This window comes from Kitasatospora sp. NPDC090091 (assembly GCF_044747365.1).
Classification (GTDB): Bacteria; Actinomycetota; Actinomycetes; order Streptomycetales; family Streptomycetaceae; genus Kitasatospora.
Map to the genome: position 1 here is coordinate 280799 of NZ_JBIVDY010000006.1, position 24210 is coordinate 305008.

Sequence of the window (24210 nt, forward strand, 5' to 3'; positions counted from 1 at the left end):
CCCCCGTGTCGGTCACCATCACCGCCGTCGACAGCACGGACCTCTTCACCGGCCCCGAGGACGCGCCGCGCCAGCTGCTGCGCGTGACCCTCGACGGCCCGTCCACCCGGATCACCGTCACCGGCCCCGGGGTGTACGGCGAGGCGGTCGGCACGGGGCCGGTCGAAGTCCCCCTGGAGATCAGTGCGGCCGCCGCACCCGGGCAGCGGCTCCCGGTCGAGGTGCGGGCGGGCGGCGCCCGCGCCGAGGCCGAGGTCGAGGTCGCCGAGCCCGGCTGGACGATGTACCTCGTCCCGCACTTCCACTACGACCCGGTCTGGTGGAACACCCAGGCCGCCTACACCGCGCCGTGGGAGCTGCTCTCCGGCGACGCCACCACCCGGCCGCTCTGGGAGCACAACGGCTTCGCCCTGGTCGACGCCCACCTGGACCTCGCGCTGCGCGACCCGGTGTACCGCTTCGTCCTCGCCGAAGTCGACTACCTGAAGCCCTACTTCGATCAGCACCCGGAACGCCGCGCGACGCTGCGGCGACTGCTGGAGCGCGGGCAGGTGGAGCTCGTCGGCGGCACCTACAACGAGCCCAGCACCAACCTCACCGGGGCCGAGAGCACCATCCGCAACATCGTCCTCGGCATCGGCTACCAGCGCGACATCCTCGGCGGCGACCCGCGGACCGCCTGGCAGCTCGACGTGTTCGGCCACGACCCGCAGTTCCCCGGCCTGCTGGCCGCCGCCGGGCTCACCGGCAGCGCCTGGGCGCGCGGGCCGTTCCACCAATGGGGTCCGATCCAGAAGAACTTCCGTGCCGCCAAGGACGACGCGCGGGTGATGCAGTTCCCCAGCGAGTTCGAGTGGATCTCGCCCTCCGGCGAGGGCGTGCTCACCCACTACATGCCCCACCACTACTCGGCCGGCTGGTGGATGGACTCCTCTCCCGACCTGGCCACCGCCGAGCAGGCGGTCTACGAGCTGTACCGCAAGCTCAAGCCGGTCGGCGCGACGAAGAACCTGCTGCTGCCGGTGGGTACCGACTACACCCCGCCGAACCGCTGGGTCACCGCGATCCACCGCTCCTGGGCCGCGAAGTACCTCTGGCCGCGGTTCGTCTGCGGCACCCCGCGCGACTTCCTGGACGCCGTCCGCGCCGAGCAGGCGGCGCACGGGCGGCGGCCGAGCCCGCAGACCCGGGACATGAACCCGGTCTACACCGGCAAGGACGTCTCCTACATCGACACCAAGCAGGCGCAGCGGGCCGTCGAGGTGGCGGCCGTCGACGCCGAGAAGCTGGCGACCCTGGCCATGGTGCACGGGCTCGGGCGGTACCCCTCGGCCGCGCTGGACAAGGTCTGGCGGCACCTGGCGAGCGGCGCCCACCACGACGCGATCACCGGCTCGGAGTCCGACCAGGTCTACCTCGACCTGCTCGGCGGCTGGCGGGAGGCGTACGACCTGGCCGTCGACGTCCGGGACCGGGCGCTGGCGGCGCTCACGGCACGGATCGACACGACGGGCGAGGGCGAGGCGGTGGTCGTTGCCAACACGCTGTCGTTCGACCGCACCGACGTGGCCGCCGTCCGGCTGCCGGCGGAGCTCCGGTCGGTGCGGGTTCTCGACGACACCGGCTCCACCGTGCCGAGTTCGGTCGACCGGGGCACCCTGCGGTTCCTGGCCGCCGACGTGCCGGCGCTGGGGTGGCGGACGTGGCGGCTGGTGGCCGGCCCGGCCGGAGGCACCGCCGGCGCGGACGGGGACACCACCGGCGCGGGCCGGGACACCGGCTGGTCGGCGGCCGACGGCCACACCATCGCCAACGCCCGGTACCGGGTCACCGCGGATCCGGCCCGCGGCGGTGGTCTGACGTCCATTCAAGACTGCTTGAACGGGCGAGAGTTGATCCAGCGCGGCCGGGTCGGCAACGAGCTGCGGGTCCACGAGGAGTACCCGCAGCACCCCGACTTCGGTGAAGGTCCGTGGCACCTCGTCCCCAAGGGGCCGGTCCGGGGCTCGGCCGAACACCCGGCGAGCGTCCGGCGGGAGACCGGCCCGCTGGGGGAGCGGCTGGTGGTCGCGGGGACGGTGGACGGCATCCGCTACGAGCAGACGGTGACCCTCTGGCGCGGCCTCGACCGGGTCGACTGCCGGACCAGGGTGGCCGACCACACCGGAGCCGACCGCCTGCTGCGGCTGTGCTTCCCGGTCGACCTGCCCGGTGCGCGCCCGGTCAGCGAGGTGGCCGGGGCGGTGGTCGCTCGCGGCTTCGCACGGCCCGAGGTCGACTCCGCCGAGGAGCCGTGGACGCTGGACAACCCCGCCCACACCTGGTTCGGGCTCGGCGCCACCGCCCGGGCGGTGCTCACCGACCCGGCCGGCGCGGTGATCGGCGAACGGGCGCTGGGCGTGGCCGAGGTGGTCGTCCCCGGGCTGGACGACGCCGCCGACGCCCGCGCGCTGGTGGTGGCACTCGCCCGGGTCGGCGTGACCGCGACCACCTCCGCCGCCGACTGGGCCCGGTACGGGTGGCTGGACGTCGACTCCAACCTGCCGGACTTCCGGATCGTCCTGGGCGGGCCGGACGTCAACGACGCGGCCCGCGAGCTGATCGAGCGCGCGGGCGAGGAGTATGCGGCCGCGCTCAAGGCGCACGGCGCCGTCTGGATTCCGGCCGAGCCCGGCCACGGAACCGGTACGGACCTGCGCGACCTGCGGGCGCTCCCGGCGCTGGTCGTCACCGACCCGGACGCACTGGCCGCGGACCTCGCGGACGCCCGGATCACCGCCGTCTGCCCGGGCCCGATCGCGGAGCAACTCACCGACCACACCGTGGCGTTGCTCACCTTCGGCCTGCCCGGCTTCGCGGTCGACGCCACCGGCGCCCTCCACCTGTCGCTGCTGCGCTCCTGCACCGGCTGGCCCTCCGGCGTCTGGATCGACCCGCCCCGGCGCACCGTGCCAGACGGCTCCTCCTTCCAACTCCAGCACTGGACGCACGAGTTCGAGTACGCGCTGGTGGGCGGCGCGGGCGACTGGCGGGCCGCGGCCCTGCCCGCCCGGGGCCAGGAGTTCAACCATCCGCTGTACGCCCGGCTCGCCCCGGCCCAGGACGGACCGCTGCCGCCCGCCCTCTCCTGGCTGCGGGTCGAACCGGCGCGCGAGGTGCTGCTCGGCGCCCTGAAGCCGGCCGGTAACCCCGTCGCGCACGGCTCGACTGCGGCCGTGGGGGAGCGGCTCACGGTCCGGCTGGTGGAGGCCACCGGCCTGGGCCGAACGGCCTCCCTCGGCGGCGCGCTCGGCCTGTCCGACCTGCACCGGGCCGACCTGCTGGAGCGGGCGACCGGCCCGGAGGACCTGAACCTGGCGGGCTCGCAGATCGTCACCGTGCTGGCCCGGCCGGGCGTCACCGCCGGTCCGGGCGGCCCGGTCCTCGGCGCGGTCGCCGAGGCCGCCCAGCCGGTGCATGCCCGGTACTGGCTGCACAACCGGGGCCCGGCGCCGCTCGGCCACCTGCCGGTGTCGGTCGGCGTCTCGCCGGGACTGCTGCGGACGGCGGGCGAGCCCGTCGAGCTCTCGGTGGTCCTCGCCTCCCAGCTGCGGGACGCCGCCGTCGAGGGCACCGCCAGGGTGCTGCCGCCCGAGGGCTGGACGGCGAGCCAGGAGGCCCGGCTCTACCGGCTGGAGGCCGACGGCCACCTGCGCTTCCCGGTCGAGCTCACCCCGCCTACCGGGGTCGAGCCGGGCCTCTACTTCGCCGCCGTCCGGATCACGCACGACGGGCAGGAGATCGAGGACGTCGCCACCGTGGCGGTCGGCGACCTGCCGGAGCTGCTCCCCGCGCCCGGCGCGGCGCCCGAGGACTGGACCGCCGCCCAGGGCACCACCTCCCCGGTGGGCCGCGACACCGGCCTCACCGCGACCGTCCTGACCGAGTCCGTCCGTCTCGCCCCCGGCGGCCGGGCCGTCCTCGACCTCCGCCTCGTCAACCGCACCCGCGGTGAGATCCGCGGCGAGCTGCAGCTGGTCTCGCCCTGGGGCACCTGGGAGGCGGTCGGCGCCCCCGTCCGCGGTTTCACGGTCCCCGCCGGGGCCGTGCGCACCGCGTCCTTCGACCTCGCCGCCCCCGAGGACGCCGACCCGGGCACGTACTGGGCACTCGCCAAGGTGATGTGGTTCGGCCGCTGCCAGTACACGCCGGCGGTCGACGTGGTGGTGGCGTCGTGACCGCCGGCCGCCGCCACTGACTGCGCCGGGTTCCCGGACGCGGGCCGAGCGGAAACGGCCTTCCCCCGGGCGCTCGGTGCGCCCGGGGGAAGGCCGTTGGGTGTGGGTGTACGGCTATCGCGCCGTGGTCAGACGATCACCTCGTCAGAGGATCACGTCGAAGAACGACGTCCAGCCCGTGCCGACCAGGGTGCGCCCGCCGGGGAGGAAGTCGAACAGTTCGCCGTTGCGGGTCACGCCGACCTGCTCGGGCGTGCCATCGCTGTTGAGGTCGGTGACGAACGGCTCCCACTCGCCGTTCCACCAGCCGTTCCCGTAGAAGTACCGCGAGCCGAAGCTCAGGTTCCCGGGGGTGCTGGTGTTGGGGTAGACGTACTGGTCGCCCTGGTCGGTGCGGCCGATGATGTCCGCCTTGAAGTCACCGTTGACGTCGGCGATCCGGATGGTCGTCCAGGCCGCCGGCCACCAGCCGTTCCCGGCGAAGATCCGGTCGCCCAGCGTCGAGGTGCCGGTGCCGCCGGTGCCCGGGTAGACCCAGAGGTCGCCGCCGCCGTCGCGGGCGATGACGTCGGTGCGGCCGTCCCCGGTGACGTCGCCGAACGCGAGCCGCTCGTACTGCCAGCCGGTGCCGATCAGGACCGGGCTGCCGAACGGGTACTGGCCCTTGCCGCCGGTGCCCGGGTAGAGCACCAGCTCGCCGTTGGTGGTGCGCCCGACGATGTCGCTCTGGCCGTCGTTGTTGAGGTCGGCGGTGTACGGCGTCCAGTACTCGCGCCACCAGCCGTTGCCGGCGAAGTAGCGCTGGCCGAGGGTCGAGGTGCCGGTGCCGCCGGTGCCCTGGTAGACCCACATGTCGCCGTTGGCGTCGCGGGCGAGCACGTCGGTGAAGCCGTCGGCGTTGTAGTCCGGCCGGCTCTGGGTGCCGCTGGTCCAGATGCCCTGGCCGACGGCGTTGTAGATCACCAGGACCCCGTGCTCCAGGACCATGGCGTAGGCGTTCGCCTTGCCCTCGGTGCCGGCGCTCCACAGGGTCCGGGAGCCGTCGGCGCTGTACACCACGAGGTTGCCGTCGGCCTGCATCCGGGCCACCGCGCCGGCGTTGCCCGCGGTGTTGGAGGCCCAGAGCGTCTTGCCCGCGCGGGTCAGGACGAGGTTGCCGTCGGTCTGCATGACCAGCTTCGACGCGCCGGTGCTGAACTCCTGCCCGGAGGCGAGCTCCGTGCCGGAGGGGATCCGGGCGCCCACGACGCCGTCGACGGTCCAGCCGGCGGAGAAGGAGTTGACGCTCCCGTCCCAGGCCTGGCCGGTCCAGGCGAAGAGGGTGTTGTCGGTCTGCCGGGCCCACAGGTCGGTGACGCCGTCGCCGCTGATGTCGCCGACCGAGCCGACGGTCGGGTAGAGCGCCTTGGTGACGCCGACGCCGACACGGGTGCGGTCCTGCGTGCCCCAGGTGGCGAGGTCGATCAGGCCGTTGGCGTCCTTGCTGCCGTAGGCCCGAAGGATGTCGCCGTTCTCCTCGTTCCGCAGCCAGAGGTCGGGCACGCCGTCGCCGTTGAGGTCGCCGGGGGCGATCACGGTGTACTTGTCCCAGTCGTCGCCGCCGACCAGCACGGGCTGGCGGTCGTCGTCCAGGTAGTCGTTGCGGGCACCGAAGTAGGCCCACAGGTACTTGCCGTCGCGGACGAGCAGGTCGGGCCGCCCGTCGCCGTTGAGGTCGCCGGGGGAGAGGACCTGGGCGTTGTCCTGCTGCCAGTGGTCGTTGCCGGTGGGGCAGACGCCCTCGTCGTCGGCGACCCGGCAGAACAGCTTCTGCTCCTGCCGGCCCTTGCCGAAGGTGGCGGAGGCGGTGCCGAGGCCGTTGTTCTGGTAGGTCCAGATCTTGCGGCGCTTGTCGACCGGGTCGTACTCGAGGGAGACGAGGTCGTTGTAGCCGTCCTCGCCCCAGTCGCCCGAGTAGGCGATCCGCGGGTCGCCGAAGTGCAGGCCGCCGTTGGTGGCGGAGGAGAAGCGGCCGTCGCCCTGGCCCGCGTAGGTGAGCAGGGTGCCGTTGGAGTCGACGCTCCAGATGTCCTTGTGACCGTCGCCGTTCAGGTCGTACGCCTGGTCCCGCTCCATCGAGCGGCCGGCGTAGAACAGGTAGGTCGCGGTGTCGGAGCGGTTGCCGGCGGAGTCCTGGCTGAACGCGTGGACGAAGTGCGGCCCGACACCGGACGGCGTGAGCTGGATGCTCGCGGTGCCGCCGGGCGAGACGTCGCTGGTCTTCACGGCCGGGTCCCAGTCGGTGTAGTAGCCGTACCGCACCACGTCGTCGACGCCGTTGGCCGCGATGCTGAAGCCGCCCGGGGTACGGGCCTTGCCGGTGCCGGCCGGCCAGCCGCCGTCACCGTTGGGGAACGCGGAGGAGTCGATCTTCGGCGGCCGGGCCGGGCGGGTCCGGTCGACGGTGAACCGGCAGGTGGTGCTCCAGCCGGAGTACTCGCTCTGGTCGTAAGCCCGGACCTGCCAGGTGTAGTCGCCGGTGGGCAGTTCGGAGTCCGGCACGACCAGCGTGGAGACCCGGCCCTTGAGCGCGGGGATCCACTTGTCGGCGACCAGGTTGCCGTCGCGGAAGACCTGGAACTGCGCGGAGAGGTTCCCGGCGTTCGGGTCGTCCACCAGCGCGTACAGGCTGACCGTGGTGTTGCCGATCAGACCGCCGGTGGCGCAGTCGGTGTGGGGGTTGGTCCCCAGGCCGGTCGGGGTCAGCGGCGGGTCGTTGTACTTGGTCTCCAGCGTCACCGACTTGGGGTCGAACTTCTTCCACCCGTAGGTGTCGTTCTCGTTCTCGGCGTACAGACCGACCGTGATGTTCGGGTCACCGGCCGCCGCGACCCGCTGGATCTTCCAGGTCACGTCCCATTCGAGATTGCCGCCGGGACAGTTGGAGCTCCAGCCCTTGGACTGGTTGACCGTCCCGAGCCAGTCGATCCGGTCCGGCTGGTGCTCCCAGGTGGTGTTCCGGTCGATGCCCTTGGTGTGCCAGAGCTGGACCGGCCGGGCCTGGCAGGACCAGGACCAGGTGTTGTCGATCCGGAAGGTGGAGGAGATCACCTTCGCACCACTGATGTTGCCGGTGTCCATCTGGAAGAACGACCGGGAGAGGCCGTTGGTCTCGGACTCGTAGCCGACCCGGGCCACGTCGTTGGCATTCCAGAAGCTGTCCTTCGGACGCTTCTTGTACACCCGGGTCCAGTTCTGCCGGCCGCCCCACTGCCAGGACGGGTCGATGTAGACCGGGTACTTGGTGTCGGCGGCCTTGAGCAGCGTCTGGTCGGGCGTGATCTGCAGCGTGTTGCCGCTGACCGCCGTCGGCATGACGGCTTCCTTGGAGCCGGCCGGCTGGTCGAAGGTGCTCGCCGGCGCGGTCGGCCCGGCCGGGGCCGCGTCGGCGGTGGCCGCCGCGAGGCTCATGGCCTTGGCCGCCGGGGCGCCGGCCGGCGGGGCGCTGGTCGCGGTCGTGGAGTCCCACATCAGAGGGGTGGGGCTGGTGAACACCGGCTGGCCCGCCGGGTCCAGCGCCTGTACCACGCCGGTGGCCGCGTCGGTGGAGACCGTCACGCCGACCGTGGACATCGTGTACTTGAGCGTGGCCAGCTCCGGGTTGGCGGCCGCGGCCGCCGTCTTGACGACGACGAGCTGCGAGAAGCCCTCGACCTCGGCCTTCAGCTGGACGTCGACCCCGGGCAGGACCTCGGGGTAGGTGGCGACGTTGCCGGCCAGCGCCGGCTTCGGCAGCGGCTTCGGCCAGGAGAGCGAGAGCTTGCGGCCGTCCTTCACACCCGACAGCAGCGGCGCGGTGCCGCCGCCGGAGAACGCGATGGTGACCGAGGCGGCCTTGGGGCGCACCGAGCCGTCCGGGGCGAACTCCAGCGTGGGGTCGGTGGGAACCCAGGCCCCGCCGCGCAGGACGCGGACCGGAGCCCCGTGGCGGCGTATCGAGAACGTGCCGTCCGGGTTGGCCCAGGTGTCCGACAGCTCGGTGCGGGCGTTGACGAGCTCGACCGGGGTGTTGGTGGCCTTGGCCTCCTTGAGGGCCTTGTCCTCGGGGCTGACCGAGCCGTCGTCCCCGGGCTGCGCCACCGCAGGCGCGGCAGGCGGAATCGGGGCGGCGGTGGCGAACGGGCTCACGGCGAGGCCGGCCGTGAGCCCTCCGGCCAGAGCCATGGCTATGGCTCCGGACGTCGGCCGTCGGCGGCGGCCGAGTCGGTGGGAAAGTTTGGTCACACTGCTTCCTTCGGATGAGTTCTGTGTCGAAAGCGGTAGGACTCTATACCGCCTGATGGCGACGGGTGCGCGTCGATTCCGGTGGGAGTGTGGCCGTACACCATTCTCTGGTGTCCAGTCAGAAAGCCGTCGAATCAACTTCTTTGACGAACCATCCGGGCAAGTCAGGTTGATCATGACGAACGATCACGTATTCGGACATATCTGCGCACCGTCCGGAAGTCCGGGAAGACAATTCGACGGCGACCCCTGTTAGCCTTCGCCCGCTCAATCACAATGATTCGAAGGGCACGGAGTGAGGCACTACGCCACCCGGTGGTTGGCGACCGCGGTCGCCACCACGGCATTGATAGGGGCGCTGCCGAGTGCGGCGTCAGCTGCGGATTCCCGCGGCAAGGGACCGGATCTGCCGGCCCTGCAGCAGACCCGGCCGGTACCGGTGAAACCGGTCAAGGCCGGAGGGGAGAAGAGGCGGGACCAGGCGATGGCGCCGTCCGGGGCCGCCGCGGAACCGGCCTGGCCCGGACCGTCCGCGATATCGGCGACCGTGGTCGGCGCGGACACCAAGGGCCGGAAAAGCACGGGCAAAGCGGCCCTGGGGTCGAGCCCCGACGTGCGCGAGGAACGTCCGGTCGTCACGGTCGCGGACCGGCAGCAGACCCGGGCCGCCGGAATCGACGGCGTGCTGTTCTCGGTCGCGACGCAGAGCCGGGACGGCGCCGGCGGCAAGGTGGACGTCGCCGTCGACTACACCGCATTCGCGAAGGCCTACGGTGGTGACTGGGCGTCACGCCTGCACCTGGTCCGGCTCCCCGACTGCGCCCTGACCTCTCCCGGCAACCCCGAGTGCCGGACCCCGCTTCCGCTGGACTCGGTGAACGAGCCGGCGAAGTCGGTCGTCTCGGCCGTCGTGGACGCCCCGGCGGCCGCCTCGGCGCCACGGAAGTCCTCGTTCCTCGCCGCGCCCGCCGCTCTCACGGCGGCCCCGGCGGGCGGGTCTCTGGTGCTCGCCGCCACGGCCGGTACCTCCGGCCCCACCGGCGACTACGCGGCCACGCCGCTCCAGTCCTCCGGGACGTGGTCGGGCGGCGGATCCTCCGGAGCGTTCGCCTGGTCGTACCCGATCGGCGTGCCCGCCGTCCCGGGCGGGCTGCAACCCTCCGTCGCGCTGGGCTACTCCTCGCAGAGCGTCGACGGGCGCACCGGCGCCTCCAACAACCAGGCGAGCTGGATCGGCGACGGCTGGAACTGGGAGCCGGGCTTCATCGAGCGCCGCTACAAGCCCTGTGACGACGACAAGACCGGCGGCACCAACACCGCCAAGGTCGGCGACCTCTGCTGGTTCACCGACAACGCGGTGCTCTCGCTCGGCGGCAAGCAGACCGAACTCGTCTACCAGGCCGGCAAGGGCTGGCACCCGGTGGCCGACGGCGGTGAGAAGGTCGAGCGGCTGACCGGCGCCGGCAACGGCGACAACGACGGCGAGCACTGGAAGATCACCACGGTCGACGGTACCCAGTACTTCTTCGGTCTGAACCGCCTGCCGGGCCACACGGCCGGCGCGGCGGAGACCAAGTCGGCCTGGACGGTGCCGGTCTTCGGCAACCAAGCCGGCGAGCCCTGCTACAACTCCTCCTTCGCCGACGCCTGGTGTCAGCAGGCCTGGCGGTGGCAGCTGGACTACGTGGTCGACCCGCGCGGCAACGCCATGGCGTACTACTGGAACACCGAGTCCAACAACTACGCCCGCAACTGGAGCTCCACGACCGGCAAGGGCACCGCCACCCCGTACGTGCGCGGCGGCTGGCTCGACCGGATCGAGTACGGCCTGCGCGCCGACACCGTGTACACCGCGAAGCCGGCCGGCATCGTGGCCTTCGGTGTCGACGAGCGCTGCCTCACCGGCTGCGGCACCTTCGACGAGGCCAATGCCAAGAACTGGAAGGACGTGCCGTTCGACCTGTACTGCGCCGACGGCGCCGACTGCAAGAACAACGCCTCCCCGTCGTTCTGGTCGCGCAAGCGCCTCGCCTCCATCACCACCAAGGCACTGACCGGCGGCAGCCACAAGGAGGTCGACAGCTGGAGCCTGGTGCAGAGCTTCCCTCCCTCCGGTGACGGCCTGTCCACCCCGATGTGGCTGAGCTCCGTCACCCGTACCGGCAAGAGCAACGGCAGTCTTGCGCTGCCCGCGGTGACCTTCGCCGGCGAGCAGCTGGCCAACCGGGTGGACAAGACCGGTGACGGCCTCGCGCCGTTCATCCGGCTGCGGCTCTCCGAGATCACCACGGAGACCGGCGGCACCATCGGGATCTACTACTCCCAGCCCGGCTGCACCGCGACGTCCCTTCCGGCCGCCGACGGCACCAACACCAGCCGCTGCTACCCGGTGAAGTTCCGCGAGGGCAACCTCGTGAAGACCGACTGGTTCAACTCCTACGTGGTGGAGAAGGTCGTCGAGGGCGACAACCTGGTCGAGAGCCCGGACAAGGTCACCGAGTACTCCTACCTCGACGGCGCCGCCTGGTCCGTGAACGAGGACGAGTTCACCAAGGCCGACGAGCGCACCTACTCGGTGGGCCGCGGCTACGGCCGTGTCCAGACCCGCACCGGCGCCGGCTTCGACGCCCGCACCCTGACCGAGAGCCGCTTCTTCCGCGGCATCGAGGGCGCCGCAGTCGCGGACTCCGCCGGGGCGGTGGTCACCGACCGCCGCGAGTTCGCCGGGCAGCTCCGCGAGAAGGCCGTCTACAACGGCGACGGTGGTCCGCTGCTCTCCGCCACCTCCTACACCCCGTGGCGCTCCGACGAGACCGCCACCCGCACCCGGGACGGGCTGCCCGCCCTGACCGCCCGCCACACCGGCGTGGCCGAGGAGCGGACCCGCACGACCGTCACCGGCGGCGAGCGCCGCACGTCCCTCGCCCGGACCTTCGACGCGTACGGCATGGTCGCCACGGTCGGCGAGCAGGGCGACGAGGCCGTCTCCGGTGACGAGCGGTGCTCCACGACCGAGTACGCCCGCAACACCGCGAACTGGCTGCTCGACAAGGTGTCCCGGGTCGAGGTGACCGGCAAGGCCTGCGGCTCCCCGGTCAGCCGCCCGGCGGACGTGCTCTCCGACGACCAGACGCTCTATGACGGTACTGCGACCGTGGGCGCCGCGCCCACCGCGGGCCTGCCCACCGAGACCCGGGCGATCAACGGGCAGGGCACCGGCTACGACACCGTCGCGCGCACCGGTTACGACGGCTACGGCCGCGTGCTCTCGGCCACCGACACCTACGGCAGGACCACCACCACCGCGTTCACCCCCGCCACCGGCGAGCCGGCGAGCGGCTCGGTGGTCACCAACCCGCTCGGCCACACCGTCACCACCGGCTACGAGCCGCTGCGCGGCCAGGCGGTCACCGTCACCGACGCCAACAACAAGGTCACCACCTCGCAGTTCGACGCGCTCGGCCGGATCACCAAGGTCTGGCTGCCGACCCGCTCGGCCGCCACCTACCCGGACGCGCCGAACTACGGGTTCGACTACCTGGTCCGCAACGACGGCCCGGTCGTCGTCACCACCCGCACCCTGCAGCACGACGCCACCTACGAGACCGCGTACGCCTTCTACGACGGCCTGCTGCGCTCCCGGCAGACCCAGCGCACCTCGCCGGACCGCGCCGGGCGGCTCGTCACCGAGCAGTTCTACGACACCCGGGGCCTGGCCTGGCGCGACTCCGGCCGCTACTACGCGGACGGCGCCGCCGAGGGCGTTCTGGTCACCGGTCAGGAGCTCAAGTACCCGGCGTCGAAGGACACCCTGTACGACGGCGCCGGCCGGGCGGTGGCCGTGGTCGACCGCCGATTCGGCGACGAGACCAAGCGGACCACCACCACGTACCACGGCGACGCGGTCACCGTCGTGCCGCCCGCCGGCGGCACCGCGACGACCAAGTACGCGGACGCCCGCGGCAACGTGGTCGAGCTGAAGGAGTACACGGACGCCGGCCGCACCGCGAGCCAGTCGGTCCGCTACACCTATGACGGGCGCGACAAGGTGGTCCGGATGGACGACCCGGCCGGCAGTGTCTGGCGCTACACCTACGACGCGCGCGGCCGGCAGGTCAAGGTCGAGGACCCGGACAAGGGCACCAGCGAGCTGACCGTCGACGCCGGCGGCCGGGTCACCGACGTGAAGGACGGCCGCGGCGTCGTCCTGCACACCGACTACGACGCCCTCGGCCGGACCACGGCCGTCAAGCAGGGCGCCACCGCGCTCGCCCAGTGGACGTACGACACCGTCGCCAAGGGCCGGTTGGCCACGGCGACCCGGTACGCCGACGGGGCGGCCTACACCACGGCGGTCACCTCGTACAACAGCCTCTACGAGCCGGTCGGCACCCAGGTGACCATCCCGGCGACGGAGGGCGCGCTGGCGGGCACCTACAAGTGGACCACGTCGTACAACGCCAACACCGGCCAGCCGATGTGGACCCAGCACCCTGCCATCGGCGGGCTGCCGCAGGAGCGCGTCACCAGCTCCTACACCCCGACCACGGGCCTGGCCGCCACCACCTACGCGGGCGGCGACGCCATCGTCGCGGCCACCACCTACGACCACTACGGCCGCACCCTCCGGGAGGAGTACGGACCCTTCGGCTCGCACCTGTGGGCCTCCTACGAGTACGACGAGCACACCGGCAGCCTGCTGCGCGCCGTGACCGACCGTGAGACGGCGCCGCAGCGGATCGACGACACCCGGTACACCTACGACGCCGTCGGCAACGTCACCGGCACCTCGACCCGCTCAGGGCAGGACGCCGCCGCCGTCACCGACACCCAGTGCGTGGTCACCGACGCTCTGCGGCGGATCACCGAGGCCTGGACCGCCACCGGCGACTGCACCGCCGCACCCTCGGCGGCCACCGTCGGCGGCCCGGACGCGTACTGGACCAGCTTCCGCTACGACGCCGTCGGCAACCGCCGCGGCGAGACCCGCCACGGCCTGGCCGGCGCGGGCGACACCGTGCGCACCTACACCCCGGCGCCCGGCCGCCCGAACACCCTGGTCGCGGTCGACCAGACCGGCCCGGCCGGCACCCTGAAGGAGACGTACAGCTACGACGCCACCGGTAACACCACCGGCCGCACCATCGGCTCCGCGCCCGCCCAGACCCTGGAGTGGGACCAGCAGGGCCGGCTGGCCAAGCTGACCGGCGCCGGAACGGACAGCTACGTGTACGACGCCGACGGCCAGCGGCTGGTCCGGCGTGACTCCGCCGGCACCACGCTCTACCTGCCGGGCGGCAACGAGCTGAAGCTCTCCGGCGGCGCGGTCACCGGCACCCGCTACTACACCCACGGCGGCCAGACCGTCGCGGTGCGCAGCGCGGGCAAGCTGACCTTCGTCCTCGCCGACCACCACGGCACCGCCACCGTCCACGTCGACGCGGCCACCCAGGCCGTCACCCGGCGCAAGACCACCCTGTTCGGCGCCGAGCGCGGCACCGCACCCGGCAGCGGCTGGGTCGGGGACCACGGCTTCGTCGGCGGGGTCAAGGACGGCGACTCCGGGCTGACCCACCTGGGCGCCCGGGAGTACGACCCGGGCATCGGCCGGTTCATCAGCGTCGACCCCAAGCTGGACAGCACCAGCTCGCAGGAGCTGAACGCCTACGGCTACGCCAACAACAACCCGCTGAGCACCGCCGACCCGTCCGGTGAGGCGCTGCCCGAGTGCTGGTCCGGCCAGTACACCTGCACCAACGGGGGGACCAAGCCCACCGGGTTCGGCAGCAACTACCTCAACATCACCCGCGCCGAGGGCGGCGAGCCGGCGCCCGAGTACTGCGCCACGTACGACTGCTCCCCGCCGCCGCCGCGCAGCAACGTCTTCGGCAAGCTGAGCAAGGACGAGCGCAAGTCGCGGGCCACCTACCTGCGCGAGGAGGAGAAGAGGCGGCCCACCCGGTGGAAGGCGGATTCCGAGGAGCAGCGGGCGCAGCTGGGGGAGCGGTGGCACGGCGCGTTCAACTCGGCGGAGTCGGCGCTCTGCAGTGAGAACCATGACGAGTGCGCCATCTACGCGACCGAGAGCGTCTGGGCGCTGGACGAGGTCGACACGTACCTCGGGGAGAGCTCGGGCGAGAAGGCCAACGCCTACCGCCACGTCATCTGGCAGGCGTGCCTGACCGCCCGGCTCGGGAAGGAGAAGGCGGAGAAGTGGGCCGCCGCGCACGAGGCCTACTACCCGGCGAAGGAGGAGGCCGACCACACCGTGGACCTGCTGAACAACGAGTACGGGCAGGCGCTCGGCGAGCGTGCCGCCCGGGAGGCGAACGGCAACAAGGCCATGACCGTCCTGCTCATCAAGCGCGGCGCGAGGGAGTACCTCACCTCGGACTCCTACGGCCGCATGTCGGAGCTGGAGGGCTAGGAACTCCGAGGAGGGGCGGGTTCCCCTCCCTGTGACACCGGTGCCCGCCGGAACGGCCTCCGCCGATCCGGCGGGCACCGCCATCCGACCGACCTGGAGAATGGACCGATGACCGCTTCGCTTCCCACTGTTCCCCCCGCCGCGCCCCCGGGCCCGTCCGCCCCCGACCGCTGGCGGCTGCTCGTCTGGGCGCGGCTCGTCGGCGCGGGCGGGGTCGTCGGCGGCGTGTTGGCCACGACGGTCACCGTGCTCGGCTACAGCGTCGTGCTGGCCCCGTTCGGCCTCGTGGTGGGGGCGGTGCTCGGCACCGTCCTCGCCCTGGTGACCGCCTCGGTGCTGGCCTGGCTGCCGCCGAGGGCTGCGCTCAGCGGCTGGATCGCGCCGCCGCTGGGCGCAGCCCTGGCCTTCGCCGGGGAGTTCCTGCTGCTCGGCTTCGTATTCGACGAGCCGGGGGTTTTCCTGGAGCCCGAGATCGCCGCCGTCGCCGGGGCGACCGTGCTGCTGGTCGCCGCCGGCTTCCACTGGGCCGTCCGCGGCCTGCGCCCGGCCGCCGGGGTCTGACCGAGCCGCCCCGGCCCTCACCCGCCCCGGTGGGTGGTGATGAGGGCGGCGTAGCGGTGGCCGCTGGTCTTGATGGTGCGGTGCTGGGTGGGGTAGTCGACGTGGACCAGGCCGAAGCGCTTGTCGTAGCCGTAGGCCCACTCGAAGTTGTCGAGCAGGGACCAGGCGAAGTAGCCGGCCAGCGGGGCGCCCTGGGCGGCGGCGCGGGCGCAGGCGGCGAGGTGCCGTTCCAGGAAGGCGGTGCGCTCGGGGTCGTGGACGGTACCGTCGGGGGCGACGGTGTCGCGGTAGGCGGAGCCGTTCTCGGTGACGTAGATGCGCCGGGCGCCGTACTCGCGGGTGAGCCGCAGCAGCAGCTCCTCCAGGCCGGGGGCGTGCACCTCCCAGGGCATCGCGGTGTGCTCGGGGTTGGGGCCGGGGACCTGCCGGAAGTAGGGGGCCGGGCCGGCCGGGTCGGCGGTGACGATCTGGCGGAAGTAGTAGTTGAGGCCGAGCCAGTCGAGCGGCGCGGCGATCAGGTCGAGGTCACCGTCGCGCTCCGGCAGGTCGACGCCGTAGACCTCGCGCATGTCCTGCGGGTAGCCGCGGCCGAGGACGGGGTCCAGCCACCAGCGGTTGATGTGCCCGTCGGCCCGGACGGCGGCGGCGCGGTCGGCCTCGGAGCCGGTGGCCGGCTCGACCGGGCTGAGGTTGTTGACCAGGCCGATCCGGGCGCCGCGGACGGTCTCGCGCAGTACTTGTACGGCGAGGCCGTGGCCGAGGTGGAGGTGGTAGGAGGCGCGGACGGCGGCGGTGAGGTCGGTGAGGCCGGGGGCCATCGCGCCGTCGAGGTGGCCGATCCAGGCGGAGCAGAGCGGCTCGTTGAGGGTGGCCCAGTCGGTGACCCGGTCGCCCAGGCTGGCCGCGACCGCGGCGGTGTACTCGGCGAACCGCTCGGCGGTCGCGCGTTCCGGCCAGCCGCCGCGGTCCTGCTGGGCCTGGGGGAGGTCCCAGTGGTAGAGGGTGGGGAAGGGCCGGATGCCGGCGGCGAGCAGTCCGTCGACCAGGCGGTCGTAGAAGTCCAGGCCGGCGGGGTTGACCCGGCCGTCGGCGTGCGGGACGACCCGGGGCCAGGCGATCGAGAACCGGTAGGCGCCGAGGCCGAGCCGGCGCATCAGCGCGATGTCCTCGGACCAGCGGTGGTAGTGGTCGCAGGCGGTGTCGCCGGTGTCGCCGTTGGCCACCCGGCCGGGGGTGCGGGCGAAGGTGTCCCAGATGGACGGGGCGCGGCCGTCGGCGTCCGCTGCGCCCTCGATCTGGTAGGCGGCGGTGGCCGCGCCCCAGAGGAAGTCGTCGGGCAGGGAGCTCAGCGCGCTGAGGTCGGTCACGGCGGGCCTTTCGGTCACGGCGGGTGGTCCGGTCACGGCAGGTGTTGCGGGCGCGGCGGGGGTTGCGGGCACGGCCGGGTTCGGGGGCGGGAAGTCGGTCACTTGACGGCTCCGGCGGTGAGGCCGGCGACCAGGTAGCGCTGCAGCAGCAGGAAGCCCGCGACGACGGGCACGCTCACCACCAGCGAGGCGGCCATCACCTGGTTCCAGTAGACGTCGCTGAGCGTGGCGTAGCCCTGGAGGCCGACCGCGAGGGTGCGGGTCTCGTCGTTCGTCAGCACCGAGGCGAACAGCACCTCGCCCCAGGCGGTCATGAAGGCGTACACGGCGACCGCGACGATGCCCGGCACGGCGGCCGGGACGACGATCCGCACCAGCGCCTGGAGCGGCCCGCAGCCGTCGACCAGCGCGGCCTCGTCGAGGTCCCGCGGGATCGAGTCGAAGTAGCCGACCAGCATCCAGATCGAGAACGGCAGCGAGAAGGTCAGGTAGGTGAGGATCAGGCCGCCCCGGCTGCCGTACAGCGCGACGCCGGTGGCGTTGCCCACGTTGACGAAGATGAGGAAGAGCGGGAGCAGGAACAGGATGCCGGGGAACATCTGGGTGGAGAGCACCGTCACGGTGAACAGCCGCCGGCCGCGGAAGCGGTAGCGGCTCACCGCGTACGCCGCGAGGACGGCGATCAGCACCGAGCAGACCGTCGCGCCGCCGGCCACGATCAGTGAGTTGACCAGGTACCGGCCGAGCGGAACGGTGTGCCAGATGTCCAGGTAGGGGCGGAGCGTCACGGTGCTGGGGAGCCAGCGGAACGGCCCCTGGACGTCCCGGAGCGGCTTGAGCGAACTGCTGAGCATCACCAGGACGGGGACGGCGCTGAAGACGGCGAGCGCGGTCAGGAAGATCCGGCGGAGCCGGCGGAAGGACGCGGGCGGGTCGATCATTCCGCACCCCTTCGGCGTGAGGTGGCGAACAGGTGGACGGCGGTCACCAGCAGGAGGAAGAGCAGCAGCAGGACGGACATCGCCGAGCCGGCGCCGAAGTTCCAGGTGACGAAGGAGGATTGGTAGATGTGCACGGAGATCAGGTCCGCCGCCTCCGGGGCGGATCTCCCGAACAGCACGTACGGGGTGTTGAAGTCGTTGAACGTCCAGAGGAAGAGGACCAGGACGAGCACCGTGTTCACCGGGCGCAGCGACGGCAGGGTGATCCGGCGGATCTGCTGCCGGACGCCGGCGCCGTCCAGCGCGGCGGCCTCGTAGAGCTCGCGCGGGATGTTCTGCAGGCCTGCGGTGAGGGTGAGGAAGGCGAACGGCCAGCTGCGCCAGACCGAGACGGTGACCAGCGCGGCGAAGCTGTTGTCGCCCAGCAGCCAGAACGGCTTCTCGTCGACGAGGTGCAGCTGGTCGTGGAGCACGTGGTTGATCAGCCCGGTGTCCCGCTGGAACATGAACGACCAGGTGATGACGGCGGCGTAGACCGGCAGGGCGTACGGCAGCAGGAACAGCGCGCGCAGCGCGCCGCGACCGCGGAAGGTGTCCTGCATCATGATCGCGGCCGTGGTGCCGAGCAGCCAGGCGAGGCCGACGGCGAGCACGGTGAAGGCGCAGGTGACCCAGAACGAGTGCAGCAGCGCCCGGCCGACGGGGGCGTGGAAGTCCACCGCCATGCGGTAGTTGGCGAGTCCGGCCCACGGCGCGGCGGACCAGTCCCGGATGAAGAACTGGGTGAGCCGCTTGAGGCTCATCACGATGCCGACCAGCATCGGCACCAGGTGGATCAGCAGTTCGAGGGCGAGGGCGGGGAGCAGCAGCAGGTACGGGAGGGTGCTCGGGCGTAGGCGTAGGCCTAGCCGGGGACGGGAGCGAAGGCGCTTGCGGATCACGTCAGTTGGCCGGCATCTGCTGCTGGGCCTTGGTGAGTTCGGCCTTCACGGAGTCGTCGGTGGCGGGCCGGCCGGCGGCGGCCGCGGCGAGCAGGTTCTTCACCGCGGTGCCGACCAGCGTCTCGAACTGGCTCTCGTCGGGCACTTGGGGGAGCGGCCGGGCACTGGTCGCGAGCACGTCGGTGAGGGCCTTGAGTTCGGGTGTGGCGAAAGCCGGGTCGGTCTGGGCCTCCTTGACCGGGGGGATCGAGCCGTACGCCTTGTTGAGCCGGGTCTGCTCCTCCGTCCCGGTCATGAATTCCACGAACTTCAGTGCGCCGTCGGTGTTGTGGGTAGTGCGGAAGACGGCGAGGTTGATGCCGCCGACCATCGAGGTGGTGGCGCGGTCGCCGGTGGCGCCGGCCGGGGCGGGGACGGGCGCGACGCCGTAGTCCTCGGGCTTCATGCCGTGCGAGGCGAGGTTGGCGCCGGCGGTCTGCCACATCAGCATGGCGGCCTTGCCGGTGGCGAAGTCGGTGACGGACTGGTTGTTGGCGTACTCGGCGTTGCCGGGGGCGGTGATCCGTTCGGTGCCGAGCAGGTCGACGTACTGCTTGACGGCGGCGACGGCGCCGGGGCTGTCGAAGGTCGGCTTCCCGCCGGCGTCGAAGAAGTCGGTGCCGTGCTGCTTGGCGAGGACGAACGCGTGGTGGACGTTCTCGTTGACGTTGCCGCCCTCGACCACGAGGCCGTACCGGCCGCCGGTGGTGAGCTTCTTCCCGTCGGCTACCAGCTCCTCCCAGGTGGCCGGGGGCTTGTCGAGCCCGGCCTCGGCGAAGAGCTTCCGGTTCCAGTACAGGCCGTAGGCCATCGAGTAGAGCGGGACGGCGGCCGGGTCCTTGCCGGGGGCGCCCGCGGAGGCGAGCGCGGCGGGCAGGAAGCGGTCGCGGCCGCCGATCCGCCCGAAGGCCGCCTGGTCGAAGGGCAGCAGCGCGCCGGTGGCCTGCAGCGAGGCGGACCAGGTGTTGCCGATGTTGAGGACGTCCGGGCCCTGTCCCGAGGTGGCGGCGGCGAGGATGCGGTTGAGCAGGTCGGACCAGGGGACGACCTCCAGCTTCACCTTGATGCCGGTCTGCTGTTCGAACCGCTTCAGCTCCGGCTCCAGGACCTGGCGGTCGTTCTCCAGGCTGGTGCCCTGGTTGGAGGCCCAGTAGGTGAGTGTGCGCGGGCTGTTGTCGCCCCCGCCGCCGGCGGTGGAACCGCCACCGCAGGCGGTGGCGGTGAGGACCAGGGTGGCGACCAGGGCGGTGGCCGCGGCGGCTCGGCTCATGGGCATGACCGATGTGCCCCTCTCGGGCTGGTGGGCTGCTTCCGGGGGTGGGGTGCGGTGAGGGTGGGGTGCTGCAAGGGCGGCCCGCGCCGGGGCCTGCCTGCTCCGGCGCCGGGCTGCGTACGGGTGGACTGCGTGTGGGGTGAACTGCGAACGGGGGGTGGACCGCGAACGGGGGCGGACTGCGTGCGGGTGAACTGCTGTGCCTGTCGAGTTCGGTGAAGTGCGTTGCTGGACGGCTTACTTCAGGCCGTGATTTAACGTGTGAGAAAAGCTTCCGTCAAGGGTTCGGGCAGCGATAGATTCGGGTCAGGAGGGAGATCCCATGACCGTGCGGGGCAAGAAGACGGTGCGTGACCTGCGCAGAGGCAGCCGGTCGGCACTGCTGCGGCGGCTCTACTTCGAGGGGCCGCTCAGCCGGCAGGAGCTGGGCGCGGTCACCGGTCTGAGCGCCGGATCGATCAGCAACGTGACGGGCGAACTGCTCGCCGACGGGCTGATCGAGGAGTGCGGCTCGGTGGAGTCCGACGGCGGGCGGCCGCGGATCCTGCTCCAGGTCGCGGCCCGGCGGGCCTTCCTGGTGGGGGTGGACGTCGGCGAGACGCAGGTCCGGGTCGCACTGTTCGACCTGGCCCGGACGGAGCTGGCCGCCAGCGACCGGCCGCTCTCCGACCAGGGCCACGACGTGGACCACGTGGTCGAGCTGATCCTCGCCGGGCTCGCCGAGGTGCTGGAGCGCACCGGCACCGACCCGGCCGCCGTCCTGGGCGTGGGCATCGGCGTCCCGGGCATCGTCGAGCAGGGCGATCCCGACGAGGACGGGCTCGGCGTCGTCGTGCACGGCCAGACGGTCGGCTGGGACGCCGTGCCGCTGGGCCGGCTGCTGCGGGCCGGGACCGACCTGCCGCTCTTCGTCGACAACGGCGCCAAGACCCTCGGCCAGGCCGAGATGTGGTTCGGTGCCGGGCGGGGCGTCCGGCATGCGGTGGTCGCCCTGTTCGGCTCCGGCGTCGGCGCCTGCGTGATCGCCGACGGTGCCCGCTTCCGCGGGGCCACCAGCAGCGCGGGGGAGTGGGGCCACACCAAGGTGCACGTCGGCGGCCGGCGCTGCCGGTGCGGCGCGCGCGGCTGCCTGGAGGCGTACGTCGGGGCGGAGGCCCTGCTGGAGCGGTGGGGCGCGGCGCCGCCCGGGGGCGAGAAGGCCGGGCTGGCGGCGCTGCTGGCCGCCGCCGAGACGGGCGAGCCGGCCGCGGCCGCCCTGCTGGCGGAGGCCGCCGAGTACCTGGGCGCGGCCATCGCCGACCTGGTCAACCTGTTCAACCCCGAGCGGATCGTGATCGGCGGGTGGGCGGGGCTGCTGCTCGGGCCCCGGCTGCTCCCCGGCATCCGGGCGGCGGCGACCGAGTACGCGCTGCGCTTCCCGCGGGAGCAGACCTCGATCGTGCTCGGTCTGCTCGGCCCGGAGGCGGTCACCGTCGGCGCGGCGACCCTCCCGCTCTCGGACTTCCTGGACTCCGGCGGGGAGTTCCCGCGCCGAGCCGCCGAGCGCCGGGCGGCGCTGCGGTCGGGCGGGCGCTGAGCCGCTGACGGTGGGCGGTCGCGCCGCGGACAGCCGGGCCGCCGAGCCCCGGACGGCCGTGCCGCCGCGCCGCGGGTGACCAGGCGGTTCGGCCGAATCCGTTGGCCCACCGCCGAGTTCACGCCGTGAGGAAAGTGTGCGCGCGGGGTTGACACCCCCGATCGGCAGCCCCGAGACTCCCGATCGGGGGCGCTCCCCGGGCCCGGACGGCGGGCCGGTGGCGCTCCGCCGCACACCCCGGTGACCGGCCGCCGCGGCGGTCCGTGCTGCCCGCACGGCCGCCCGGATCCCACCCGGACTCCGGCCGCACCGCCGCTCCCCACCGCCCGGCGCCTGCGCTGCGCCGGGTGCGGTTCCCGGTGTGCCGCCCCCGCACCCGCCCACCCCCACCGCAGGAGTAGCCCATGAGGCTGACCTCAGCACGCCCCCGTCGGGGCCCCACCGCCCTGTTCGGCCTGGCGGCCCTGCTGGCCGGCACCGCCCTGGCCGCGCCCGCCCCACCTGCCCAGGCGGCCCCGCCCGCCCGGGCCGCGGCCGCCGCCGACTGCGGCACCGACGACGCCGCCCGCGGCCGGCCCGCCACCGCCTCCTCCACCGAGAACGCCGCCCTGGCCGCCGGCAACGCCGTCGACGGCGACCCGGGCACCCGCTGGTCCTCGGCCTTCGCCGACCCGCAGTGGCTCCAGGTCGACCTCGGCTCCGTCCGGCAGCTCTGCCGCGTCGTGCTCAACTGGGAGACCGCCTACGGGCGTTCGTACCAGATCCAGGCCTCCGACGACGGCACCACCTGGCGGACGCTGTACGCCACCGACAGCGGGGCCGGCGGCACCGAGACGCTCGCCGTCTCCGGCAGCGGCCGCTTCGTCCGGCTGAACGGCCTTACCCGGGGCACCGGTTGGGGCTACTCGCTCTGGAGCATGCAGGTCAACACCGGTGACGGCGTCCCGCCGGTCCAGGGCGGCGGCGACCTCGGCCCCAACGTGCTGGTCTTCGACCCGGCCACGCCCGGGATCCAGGCCAAGGTCGACGAGGTCTTCCGCAAGCAGGAGGCCAACCAGTTCGGCCCGGAGCGCTACGCCCTGCTCTTCAAGCCGGGAAGCTACAGCAACCTCAACGTCCAACTCGGCTTCTACACCACGATCGCGGGCCTCGGCCTGAAGCCGGACGACACGGCCGTCAACGGGGACGTCACGGTGGACGCCGGCTGGTTCAACGGCAACGCCACCCAGAACTTCTGGCGCTCCGCGGAGAACCTGGCGCTCACCCCGGTCAACGGCACCGACCGCTGGGCCGTCGCCCAGGCCGCGCCGTTCCGCCGGATGCACGTCCGCGGCGGCCTCAACCTGGCGCCGGACGGCTACGGTTGGGCCAGCGGCGGGTACATCGCGGACAGCCGGATCGACGGCAGCATCGGCAACTACTCGCAGCAGCAGTGGTACACGCGGGACAGCACGATCGGCGGCTTCTCCAACGGCGTCTGGAACCAGGTGTTCTCCGGCGTCCAGGGCGCGCCCGCGCAGACCTTCCCCAACCCGCCCTACACCACGCTGGACACCACCCCGGTCTCCCGCGAGAAGCCCTTCCTCTACCTGGACGGCGGCCAGTACAAGGTGTTCGTCCCGGCGAAGCGGACCAATGCCCGCGGCGTCTCCTGGGACGGCACCCCGCAGGGCACCTCGCGCCCGCTCGACCACTTCTACCTGGTCAAGCCGGGTGCCACCGCCGCCACCATCAACGCCGCGCTCGCCCAGGGGCTCGACCTGCTCTTCACCCCGGGCGTCTACCACGTCGACCGGCCGATCGAGGTCACCCGGCCGGACACCGTGGTGCTCGGCCTCGGCCTGGCGACGGTCGTCCCGGACAACGGGGTGACGGCGATCAAGGTCGCGGACGTCGACGGCGTCCGGCTGGCCGGGCTGCTGATCGATGCCGGGGCGGTCAACTCGCCCTCGCTGGTGCAGATCGGCCCGGACGGCGCCGCCGCCGACCACGCGGCCGACCCGACCACGCTGCAGGACGTGTTCATCCGCGTCGGCGGGGCGGGCCCCGGCTCGGCGACCGCCGGGGTCGTGGTCAACAGCGACGACGTGATCATCGACCACACCTGGATCTGGCGCGCCGACCACGGCGCCGGCGTCGGCTGGACCACCAACCCCGCCGACTACGGCCTACTGGTCCGCGGCGACGACGTGCTCGCCACCGGCCTGTTCGTCGAGCACTTCAAGAAGTACGACGTGCAGTGGTCCGGCGAGCGCGGGCGGACGGTCTTCTTCCAGAACGAGAAGGCCTACGACGCCCCGAACCAGGCCGCGGTGCAGAACGGCGCGACCAAGGGCTTCGCCGCGTACAAGGTCGACGACGGCGTCACCACCCACGAGGGGTGGGGCCTCGGCAGCTACTGCTACTACAACGTGGACCCGACCATCCGGATGGACCACGGCTTCGAGGCGCCGGTCCGGCCGGGCGTGCGGTTCCACGACCTGCTGGTGGTCTCGCTGGGCGGCAACGGCCAGTACGAGCACGTGATCAACGGCACCGGCGCCGCGACCTCGGGGACGTCCACCACCCCGTCGACGGTGGTGTCCTACCCGTGAGCCCGTGAGCC

Annotated in this window: 10 protein-coding genes; 5 read left to right on the plus strand and 5 right to left on the minus strand. The window is 72.6% G+C overall.

The annotated features are described in order from the left end of the window. Positions 1-5 precede the first annotated feature (5 nt). Complete coding sequence (locus ACIPSC_RS13045; protein WP_400825331.1) at positions 6-4217, plus strand: NEW3 domain-containing protein; 4212 nt, start codon at positions 6-8, stop codon at positions 4215-4217. A 144-nt stretch (positions 4218-4361) separates the two neighbouring features. On the opposite strand, the gene ACIPSC_RS13050 is transcribed toward ACIPSC_RS13045, so the two are convergent. Then, complete coding sequence (locus ACIPSC_RS13050) at positions 4362-8420, minus strand: FG-GAP-like repeat-containing protein (protein ID WP_400825333.1); 4059 nt, start codon at positions 8418-8420, stop codon at positions 4362-4364. Between the two features lie 673 nt (positions 8421-9093). On the opposite strand from ACIPSC_RS13050, the gene ACIPSC_RS13055 reads away from it, so the two are divergent. Further along, on the plus strand, positions 9094-14907 hold the full coding sequence (locus ACIPSC_RS13055) for an RHS repeat domain-containing protein (protein WP_400825334.1): 5814 nt from the start codon (positions 9094-9096) through the stop codon (positions 14905-14907). A gap of 108 nt (positions 14908-15015) precedes the next feature. Further along, positions 15016-15468: a hypothetical protein gene (locus ACIPSC_RS13060; RefSeq protein ID WP_400825336.1), complete on the plus strand. Its 453-nt coding sequence runs from the start codon at positions 15016-15018 to the stop codon at positions 15466-15468. A 17-nt stretch (positions 15469-15485) separates the two neighbouring features. Here ACIPSC_RS13060 and ACIPSC_RS13065 read toward each other — a convergent pair whose 3' ends face one another. From ACIPSC_RS13065 to ACIPSC_RS13080, 4 genes are all read right to left on the minus strand, one after another. Then, positions 15486-16835 (minus strand): GH1 family beta-glucosidase, encoded by a 1350-nt coding sequence (locus ACIPSC_RS13065; protein WP_400825337.1) that lies wholly within the window; start codon positions 16833-16835, stop codon positions 15486-15488. Positions 16836-16933: 98 nt separating this feature from the next. Continuing rightward, complete coding sequence (locus tag ACIPSC_RS13070) at positions 16934-17776, minus strand: carbohydrate ABC transporter permease (protein WP_400825338.1); 843 nt, start codon at positions 17774-17776, stop codon at positions 16934-16936. After that, entirely contained in the window at positions 17773-18717 is a 945-nt protein-coding gene (locus ACIPSC_RS13075) for a carbohydrate ABC transporter permease (RefSeq protein ID WP_400825339.1), read from the minus strand. The genes ACIPSC_RS13070 and ACIPSC_RS13075 overlap by 4 nt, the downstream gene beginning before the upstream one ends. A 1-nt stretch (position 18718) precedes the next feature. Further along, entirely contained in the window at positions 18719-20032 is a 1314-nt protein-coding gene (locus tag ACIPSC_RS13080) for an ABC transporter substrate-binding protein (RefSeq protein WP_400825340.1), read from the minus strand. A 319-nt stretch (positions 20033-20351) separates the two neighbouring features. Between ACIPSC_RS13080 and ACIPSC_RS13085 the strand changes: the two genes are divergently transcribed. Together ACIPSC_RS13085 and ACIPSC_RS13090 are read left to right on the plus strand one after the other, a co-directional pair. Continuing rightward, positions 20352-21605 (plus strand): ROK family protein, encoded by a 1254-nt coding sequence (locus ACIPSC_RS13085; RefSeq protein WP_400825342.1) that lies wholly within the window; start codon positions 20352-20354, stop codon positions 21603-21605. 404 nt (positions 21606-22009) lie between these two features. Beyond that, on the plus strand, positions 22010-24199 hold the full coding sequence (locus tag ACIPSC_RS13090; protein WP_400825343.1) for a discoidin domain-containing protein: 2190 nt from the start codon (positions 22010-22012) through the stop codon (positions 24197-24199). Positions 24200-24210 lie beyond the last annotated feature (11 nt).